The following is a 9,439-nucleotide window of genomic DNA, read 5'->3' as shown; positions in this document are numbered from 1 at the left end:
TTGTAACCGCGGACTGTACTTTCGTTCCCGGACTTCCAGGTCATGCTGCTGATATTGCCATTGTACTTCGCTGTACCCACACCCGTGTTGTAGTACACGTTCTGTGTGAAGCATGTACCGCTGATGCCCGTCAGCCAGCTACGCAGGTTGTAGGCATATGTCAGTTTGTTGATGCTCGTTCCGTGATACTGCTTGGTCAGCAAACGGCCGAAGTTGTCATAAGTGGCATCGTACAGAGTGATTGAAGTGCCGCCAAGACTATGCTGCACTTTGCTTATTCTGTCCGCATGGTCGTAGGTATAGGTATATACTTCCGTGCGCGTGGTCTTTCCGCTGGCAGTATGTGTATGTGTCACACCAGACGGCTTGTCGGAGAAAGTATAAACCGTACTTGTGATGTCGTAGCCACTGAGCAAGTTGTTCTGCACACTTTTCGTCATGCGCCCTTTGATGTCATAATAGAAAGCCTTATAGATCTTAGTGCTACTGCCAAAAACCGTAACGGCACTGCCGGTAAGAGAACCCCTGCCGTAGCCGGAAGTATCTTTGGTGAACTGGCCCGTAGGAAGTCCATAGGAAGTGCCCGTGCTGTTAAGCATCCGGAGAGTACGGATGTAGTCCTGCATGACCTACACAGAATTCTTCATTTGATAGACCTAAAAAACTATCCTAACATACAAGATATAGCATATCTGATGTTAGGATAGTAATTAAAGAGATTTTTCTTGAAGTAATCAACCTATATCAGGAGAAGATACAATATAAATGCAACCTGATTCACAATCAATATCTACGCAATAACCACATCTATGTAAAATATCAATAACATACCGTTGTTCCGGCAAAGTCAATATTCCATCTTCACAAGATGGAATAAACCATACATCATCAAAATAAGCAGAAAGTAATCCTTTCACTCCTTCATTCTCATAAATTGAGTCTATACGATATTGAGGAATAACTATATAATCTTTCAGTTGTATAAATGAAAGACTATCTACTATTAAAGTATCTTTGTACGAAAGTTCAATGAACTCTTTCTTTGGAAGTTTCAATTGAGGAATTGTCTTTTTACCTTCTTCCTCCAATATAGAAAATAATTCTACACTTTCCAACACTGTACAATAAGTAGAATCTTGCCATTTTATATTTACTGACATTAAAGAAGTTATAGGTACTCTATCAAGATCAGAAACCATCATCGCTTTTTCAGAATGCTTATACACTATATGAAAGAAGAAAGCGATTCCTCCAATTACAACAACTAAAGGTATAATTATGTTACTCCAATAGTTTTTTAGGTATTTTCTTTCCACCATATTCAATTCTTTTAGGATCACCTGTTTTTCTTCTAATCTTATTCTCTGTATTAACAGCGCGTACCTCCATTAGTTTTATACCATTTTCCGTTGTTTCATAAGTGGCAAATTTCTTGTCTACATCAAACGAATGCTGAAGTTCATGACTCAATCCGACTCTTGGAGTTCTCATTTCTTTTTCATTTCGACTCCTTCTTCTATTATTGGGATCATAATGGATTATACTGCCTTGTGAGATTTTCATTTCAACCTTTTCTTTATCAATTAGCGTTGAATTAGAAGCCCCTTTCTTAGGCATTGTAATATAATGAATATTCTCACTATCTTCCAACTCAGTGATAATATTAGCGACTCCTTTATCATCTTTCTTAAGTTGCTGCAAATCGACTTTCACATCCTTTTGATACTTAGTATCAAATCCAAAGAACATTTTCACATTATCTATCAAACCATTCGGGTTCGGATTTACAACAATTGTATCTCCATTCACATCTATGTTATTCACCGGATTATTCGCCCCATACTGATACGGTGACATCGAATAATACTTCTCTACAAACCTGTCATTGGTATGGCACCTTCCCAACGCTGCATCATAATGCCTTGCCCCGTAGTCATACCAGTTCAAGCCTTTCTTCGAGTCATACTCCTTGCCATTGTACTTGTAAGGCTGAGTATTGCTTGTACTTGCAAATACGCCGCCAAAAGGATAGTAATGGTTCGTTTCCTCTACCGTGCCGCTCTGGTTGATTACTACCCGGTGATTCCCCTGATGGTCTTTCAAGTAATAGTGATACTTGTTGTCACTCAAAGTTACATAACCCTCTTCGGTAAGAAGCAACTTCTGGACTCCGTTTTCATAGACCACGTTTCCGCAATAGTCCGTCGTCGTGGTGGTAGTACCTATCTTATGGACTGTTCTCAGCTTTGTGCCATCGGCTCCATAAATATAGGTGATAGTACTTCCGTCACTGAACGTTACTGTATTTGGCAAATTTAAACAATTATATGATATACCGGTAATATTCTTGTTTAAATCTTTAGTTAAATTGCCGTTGGCATCGTAGGTGTACTCGTTCGCCTGCTTCATGCTGTCCTTGAACTCGAAGCTGTTATTGTAGACGAAAGCTGTCGCGTTCTCGCGGAAACGGTTAGTGTCTGTACCAATGATTGTAGTATTATCATAGGCGGCGTTAACATTTGCTTTAAAGCTCATTGAATAAATTTTGCCATTGGGCCTTCATTACTCCACTTGGCAAGTTAGACTGCTAATATTTCTATTATAGTGGGTACCCTATAAAAAGAAACAGCGGATGTTTCCACCCGCTGTAATAGAATTGTTATAAAAATATTATTCAATTATTTGTTTTTTATTTTTAATATAAAATAGAATAAGAGCATAATAAAAACCTCAGATAATACACCTGGTAAATATAGAAACCCTATCATTATATCAAAATTAAAACGCCAAAATATAAAGAAAATAGTAGAAAGAGAGACAACAAGTATCAATTGCAGGCAACAATATAATAATGTCGTTTTAAGATTAAGCCTCAAATTCAATAATAATAATAAGAAGAACAAAACCGTTCCTAAAACAAACGTTATTGATCCTACAAATAATTCAACTGAAAATAAATCTCCTAATGATATACTTTGACTTTCCATATCTATTCAATTTTAACTTGTCTCTTTTTAGGATCATAATTTAGTGACTTAAAATTATCTTGATACTCTTTAACTATACTATTGGGCCTTGGATCTATAATTACTGGTGCCTTATCTTTTACAGATGGGTCTTGTTTCAAAACATCAGCCGCAAAAGTTCCACAATTATTATTCCTTAATGAATACTCTTTCCTCTTTGAATTAGCATTCTCCGCTATTTTTGATTCTGCATAGTTTTTCATTTCTTTAAACTTATCACTTTCAATATATGCTCCTTCTATTCTTCCGGCATGTCCCGCTTGTTCAGATATTATTGATAAAGTTTTATTCAATGATTCCAATGTAGGCTTTTTATCTTGTCCTATTTTTACATTTGGAACAGCGAATGTTCTGACAACTCCTTTACCCTCTTTGTCATATCTGCCATATTCATAATATTTAGTCACTCCTGTTTTATTATCAATCAATAATACTCCAGCATGACCTAAATTCCCAATTTTACCAATAGGAGTTGATATTTTATAATCAGGGAAGGCAATATAAATACCATCCTTCCCGTTAGGGTCTATACAATTTATAGGATTACTATAACAATAAGTATACAAACTTTCTGAATAATACTTCTCTGCCAACGGATCCACCGTCATAAACCGTCCCAACACTGCATCATAATGCCGTGCCCCGTAATCATACCAGTTCAAGCCTTTCTTCGTGTCATATTCCTTGCTATTGTACTTGTAAGGCTGAGTGCTTGTTGATGAAGCGAATACTCCTCCAAACAGATAGTAATGGTTTGTCTCCTCTACCGCTCCGCTCTGGTTTATGACTACACGGTTGTTCCCCTGATGGTCCTTCAAGTAATAGTAATACTTGTTGTCGCTCAAAGTAATATAGCCCTCTTCGGTAATCAGAAGCTTCTGGGCTCCGTTTTCATAGACCACATTCCCGCAATAGTCCGTTGTGGTGGTAGCGCCACCTATCTTATGAACCGTTCTTAGCTTTGTGCCGTCGGCTGCATAAACATAGGTAATCGTACTTCCGTCGCTGAACGTTACTGCACTTGGCAAATTTAAACAATTATATTGAATATCGGTGATTCCCTTGTTCAAATCTTTGGTTAAATTGCCGTTCGCATCGTAGGTGTACTCTCCGACCTGCTTCACGCCGTCCTTGAACTCGAAGCCTCCACCGTAAGCAGAAGCCATCACGGCATCGTCCACACGGCTCAACTGATTGCCGTTCAAGGTAAAAGTCAGGTTGTCTATCAGGCCGTAGGCACTGGCACCAGTCTGGCCGTAACGTTGCAAACTCTTGATGTTACCGTTCTTGTCATAACCCGTAACGTTCTCCGAGAAGCGGTTCGCATTCGTGCTGATACTTGCTGTCTCTCCATAGGTAGCGTTCAGTACTCTGTCAAGACCGTCGTAAGTGAATTTGTAACCACGGACTGTACTTTCGTTCCCGGACTTCCAAGTCATGCTGCTGATGCTGCCGTTGTACTTCGCAGTACCCACACCCGTGTTGTAGTACAGGTTCTGTGTGAAGCATGTACCGCTGATGCCCGTCAGCCAGCTGCGCAGGTTGTAGGCATAAGTCAGCTTGTTGGTGCTCGTACCGTGATACTGCTTGGTCAGCAAACGGCCGAAGTTGTCATAAGTGGCATCGTACAGAGTGATTGAAGTGCCGCCAAGACTATGCTGCACTTTGCTTATTCTGTCCGCATGGTCGTAGGTATAGGTATATACTTCCGTGCGCGTGGTCTTTCCGCTGGCAGTATGTGTATGTGTCACACCAGACGGCTTGTTGGAGAAAGTATAAACCGTACTTGTGATGTCGTAGCCACTGAGCAAGTTGTTCTGCACAAGCACGGTAGGACTGGAAGAAGGATTCCCCCCTGCAGGGTCAGCCGTCCCAGACTGTCGTACAAATAATACATATAGGAAATGTTATCCAGATAGGAAGTGCCCGTGCTGTTAAGCATCCGGAGAGTACGGATGTAGTCCTGCATGACCTACATCATTTGATAGACCTAAAAAACTATCCTAACATACAAGATATAGCATATCTGATGTTAGGATAGTAATTAAATAAATCTCATTGAAAAAAGGCAACTTATATTAGAGTAATATTTTTTATTTAGTATGCAAAAGCTTTATAATCTCACCATTACTTTTTCTTATTTCCACATAAGATTGTCCACAGAAAGTCAGCGCACTATCATTTCCATTAGGAATATGCCCTTCTATTACCCATATTCCATTTACCAAGTTAACAGAAAAAGGTTTTTCTTTCTCTATACTTTCCTTTCCATAAATTTCCAATAGTACGCATTCCGCTATCTTTACTGCAATATCCGCTGTAGGTATAAATCCCTCTGCAGGAACATAGCTTTTCATATCAGTATAAAAATCTGTTGAGAGACTATCATTCATTACATACTCAATCTGTTGAGATGATTGTTGATCTTCTCCGACCTTCGATGTACTGTTTGTACATGACATCGCAAATAGCATTAAAGCAAAAAAATAAGTCCTATACATATTGCTATCTTTTTAAAATACCCAATGAATATGTTCTCTCTGGCTAACAGGAATGTTTAAATCTGGCTTTTGTAGCAATTCTTTCATTCTTTGTTTACCCTTTTCAGCAGGAATATCTTTCGGATTAATATTATTCTTTCGTTTAGGATCTTTGGGATCATTAGGAAGATCACTAGTCACTATTGATGTTTTCTTACTATAAGGATTATATTCTAACAAATCGCCACTCGGCGTAGCCAAATAACCATTTTCTTTTGTTTTCTCAATATATTTTATATCAGCTTTTGAGAATTTATTATTTATATGCTCTGCGTCCGCGTCTCCATGCGAATGAATCGATCCTACAAATCTCTCACCGTTAGGAGGTAAGCTTATAGATACGCTGTGCTCTCCTTCATTGGCTGCACTATAAGAATATCCCTTTAGCTTTCCCTTTTGCTTAACTTCATAAATAGAAGAGCCCATTTCACGTTTACATATAATAGATGCACCATTATAATACATACCCCAATCTTTAGCTGCTGCTCTTTTAGTCTTAAACAGATCACCGGGAGCATATTCCATACCATTTGGGTCTATGAACTTTACCGGATTATCGGCACAATAAGTATACGGACTCATCGAATAATATTTCTCCGCCAACGGGTCATTCGTCGTAAACCTTCCCAACGCAGCATCATAATGTCTCGCCCCATAATCATACCAGTTCAAACCCTTCTTCGTATCAAGCTCCTTACCGTTATACTTGTAAGGCTGGGTATTGCCTGCAGTGCCAAACACACCACCGAAAGGGTAGTAATGGTTCGTTTCCTCCACAGTACCTGACTGGTTGATTACTACACGGTTGTTACCTTGATGGTCCTTCAGATAGTAATGATACTGCTGGGTACCGGTCAGGTTGATGTAACCCTCTTCGGTGAGTAACAACTTCTGAGTACCGTTTTCATAGATCACATTACCGCAGTAGTCAGTCGTTGTGGTTGTACTACCTATCTTATGGACTGTTCTCAGTTTCGTGCCGTCAGCACCATAAGTATAGGTGATTGTGCTACCATCACTGAACGATACCGTACTCGGCAAATTTAATACATTATATTGAATATCGGTAATTCCCTTATTCAAATCTTTTGTTAAATTACCATTGGCATCGTAGGCATACTCCCCTGCGACGCTTGCACCGTTCACAAAGGCAGTGTTTGTACCGTATGCAGCGGTACTCACCGCATCCTCCACACAGCTCAACTGATTGCCGTTCAGGGTGAGAGTCAGGTTGTCTATCAGGCCGTAGGAGGTTGAAGAGAGTTGCCCGTAACGCTGCAATCCCTTGATATTGCCGTTCTTGTCATACCCCGTAACGTTCTCCGAGAAGCGGTTCGCATTCGTGCTGATACTTGCTGTCTCGCCATAGGTAGCGTTCAGTACTCTGTCAAGACCGTCATAAGTGAATTTGTAACCGCGGACTGTACTTTCGTTCCCGGACTTCCAGGTCATGCTGCTGATGCTGCCGTTGCACTTCGCAGTACCCACACCCGTGTTGTAGTACAGGTTCTGTGTGAAGCATGTACCGCTGATGCCCGTCAGCCAGCTACGGACATTGTAAATGTACGACTGCTTGTTCACGGCAGAACCGTGCCTGTAAACGACCCAGATTATCATAAACGTAGGTAGCAAGCGGTACCTCACCTAAACCGTCAACCTAATGCTTCAGGGTCAGCAGCCTGCCGACAAGGTCATAAGCATAGGTGTAAGTCTCACTGCGGGAAGGCTTGCCGGAAACTGTATGAACATGACGACGCTCCGTGGGCTACCCCGTAAAGTTATAGACAGTATACTCCGTACCGTATCCTTACCACCAAAACTTACCGCTGGATAAGACGGGAACGGGAATCATAATACAGCACACTGTAAAGCTGGTCGGTACCCCCGTCTGACAGCTCCGTAACACTGCCCGTAAGCAGACCACGGGCATCGGGAATACTGAAAAGCCAAGAGATTAGATACAACGAACCCTAAAAGTTAGATAAAACACTTTTAGGGTTCACTTCAAAGATAAAAAATATAAGCAAAAAAGCCTTTAATTTTATTCAATTTAAAGATTCTGATACTCAAAAACAAAGAATAAACAACATCCGCTACAACAAGTAGCTATTTATATTAAGGCAACATTGAAGGATAAAGTAACGAATCTGAGGGCAAAGGAGATATCCCCCACCCTATTTTACGCTTTACTAGATTGAGTAAATTACTATCATCTTTCATCATTACTCTATTTTTCAATATTCCATAAGATTCACCTAAATACAAAGTATCATTTTGTAAGCTATCACGATATGCAACAATCATAATACGTGGATCCATATCTTTCTCTATATTCCTTTCCGGAATTAATTGCTCCATATAAAAAGAAAACCAAGCAAGAAAAATATCATCATACGTAGTTAAGAAATTGAGACTCTCATAAAAACTCTGCTCAAAGCCTTGTGGGGTACACTTTGCACTTACAGGCAACAATACTCCTTGAGAACCATATATCAATTTTACTTTTTTTACTTCTTGCCCTAATGTGATAATACAAAAGGAAGAAATTAATATTAGAAAACAAATTTGTCTTTTCATTCTGATGTCCAGCTATTTCTAAATTTAAATATTCTATTTCTCAACTCTTGGGATTCAACAGAAGAAGATTCTACATTTGAAGTAACAGATTTTGTTACAACCCATTGCCCCTCGCTATGTTTTATTCTCCCTTTATGCATTAAAGGAAGTTCTCCATTAGCTTTTGCCGTTTTTAATTCAGCACCTTGAATAACACTTCTTTCTTCTTTTGTCCCATACCTAGTATCTGGTGATTCATCTACTTTATTAGTTTTCATATTAAATGCATGGGCAGCTTCATGCTCTAATCCTGTAGCAGGTGATAGAATATTGCCATCATTGAGCTTCAAACCAGCATTTGGATTAAAACGGATAAAACCACTAGAATCAAACCTATTATCTTTATCGCTTTCTACTATTCCAACTTTCAATTTGGCATTTGTAACTATCTTTTGCGCATATTCTCCTCCACCATTTTTACTATTATAAAAATAAGCCTCAACAACAGCATTCACAAAACTATTATTAGGTGCCATAGCTGCATTCTTTCCATTGAAAGAAAAATAAGCCTGCTTTCCATTGGAATCTTTATACCAAATAATAAAATCTTTCCCATCAGGATCTATATACTTAATCGGATTATTTACACAATAACTATAAGGATTAAAAGCGTAATAGTTTTCAGAAGAAGGGTCAACCGTTGTAAACCGTCCTAATGCTGCATCATAATAACGTGCTCCATAATCATACCAGTTCAGCCCTTTCTTCGTGTCAAACTCCTTACCATTATACTTGTAAGGCTGGGTATTGCCTGTAGTGCCAAACACACCACCGAAAGGGTAGTAATGGTTAGTTTCCTCCACAGTGCCAGACTGGTTGATCACTACACGGTTGTTACCCTGATGATCTTTCAAGTAGTAATGATACTGCTGGGTACCGGTCAGGTTGATGTAACCCTCTTCGGTGAGTAACAACTTCTGAGTACCGTTTTCATAGATCACATTACCGCAGTAGTCAGTCGTTGTGGTTGTACTGCCTATCTTATGGACTGTTCTCAGTTTCGTGCCGTCAGCACCATAAGTATAGGTGATCGTGCTACCATCACTGAACGATACCGTACTCGGCAAATTTAATACATTATATTGAATATCGGTAATTCCCTTATTCAAATCTTTTGTTAAATTACCATTGGCATCGTAGGCATACTCCCCTGCGACGCTTGCACCGTTCACAAAGGCAGTGTTTGTACCGTATGCAACGGTACTCACGGCATCGTCCACACGGCTCAACTGATTGCCGTTCAAGGTAAAAGTCAGG

The 9,439-nt window shown here is 39.6% G+C and carries 6 protein-coding genes and 3 pseudogenes; all 9 read right to left on the bottom strand.

The features are described 5' to 3' along the window. Positions 1-626: pseudogene (locus DW947_RS20775) on the bottom strand (RHS repeat-associated core domain-containing protein); the annotation flags it as partial. Positions 627-734: 108 nt separating this feature from the next. Further along, the gene (locus tag DW947_RS20770; RefSeq protein ID WP_057281495.1) at positions 735-1,319 is read right to left on the bottom strand and encodes a hypothetical protein; all 585 of its coding nucleotides are present in this window, start codon (positions 1,317-1,319) and stop codon (positions 735-737) included. Next, positions 1,282-2,535 (bottom strand): RHS repeat domain-containing protein, encoded by a 1,254-nt coding sequence (locus DW947_RS20765; RefSeq protein WP_117866734.1) that lies wholly within the window; start codon positions 2,533-2,535, stop codon positions 1,282-1,284. The genes DW947_RS20770 and DW947_RS20765 overlap by 38 nt, the downstream gene beginning before the upstream one ends. Before the next feature lie 143 nt (positions 2,536-2,678). Continuing rightward, positions 2,679-2,987 (bottom strand): hypothetical protein, encoded by a 309-nt coding sequence (locus DW947_RS20760; protein ID WP_035447399.1) that lies wholly within the window; start codon positions 2,985-2,987, stop codon positions 2,679-2,681. Between the two features lie 548 nt (positions 2,988-3,535). Further along, positions 3,536-4,849, bottom strand: a pseudogene (locus DW947_RS20755) (RHS repeat-associated core domain-containing protein); the annotation flags it as partial. A gap of 270 nt (positions 4,850-5,119) precedes the next feature. Then, a complete protein-coding gene (locus DW947_RS20750) occupies positions 5,120-5,527 on the bottom strand; it encodes an NTF2 fold immunity protein (RefSeq protein ID WP_051642902.1) in 408 nt (135 codons plus the stop codon). A 165-nt stretch (positions 5,528-5,692) separates the two neighbouring features. Next, positions 5,693-7,497, bottom strand: a pseudogene (locus DW947_RS22035) (RHS repeat-associated core domain-containing protein); the annotation flags it as partial. A gap of 184 nt (positions 7,498-7,681) precedes the next feature. Continuing rightward, positions 7,682-8,143: a hypothetical protein gene (locus DW947_RS20740; RefSeq protein WP_117652797.1), complete on the bottom strand. Its 462-nt coding sequence runs from the start codon at positions 8,141-8,143 to the stop codon at positions 7,682-7,684. Beyond that, positions 8,140-9,439: RHS repeat domain-containing protein (locus DW947_RS21960; RefSeq protein WP_243635115.1), on the bottom strand; the 1,300-nt coding region annotated here is incomplete at its 5' end. The genes DW947_RS21960 and DW947_RS20740, both read right to left, overlap by 4 nt.

Origin of the sequence: Bacteroides sp. AM44-19 (genome assembly GCF_003603395.1) — a bacterium.
In the GTDB taxonomy this organism is placed as follows: Bacteria; Bacteroidota; Bacteroidia; order Bacteroidales; family Bacteroidaceae; genus Bacteroides; species Bacteroides uniformis.
This window is presented reverse-complemented; position numbering and strand designations above follow the sequence as displayed.

Bases quoted from the DNA above. Each gene is read 5' to 3' on its own strand.
- DW947_RS20750 (WP_051642902.1), bottom strand. From the start codon at position 5,527: ATGTATAGGACTTATTTTTTTGCTTTAATGCTATTTGCGATGTCATGT.
- DW947_RS20760 (WP_035447399.1), bottom strand. From the start codon at position 2,987: ATGGAAAGTCAAAGTATATCATTAGGAGATTTATTTTCAGTTGAATTA.
- DW947_RS20765 (WP_117866734.1), bottom strand. From the start codon at position 2,535: ATGAGCTTTAAAGCAAATGTTAACGCCGCCTATGATAATACTACAATC.
- DW947_RS20770 (WP_057281495.1), bottom strand. From the start codon at position 1,319: ATGGTGGAAAGAAAATACCTAAAAAACTATTGGAGTAACATAATTATA.
- DW947_RS20740 (WP_117652797.1), bottom strand. From the start codon at position 8,143: ATGAAAAGACAAATTTGTTTTCTAATATTAATTTCTTCCTTTTGTATT.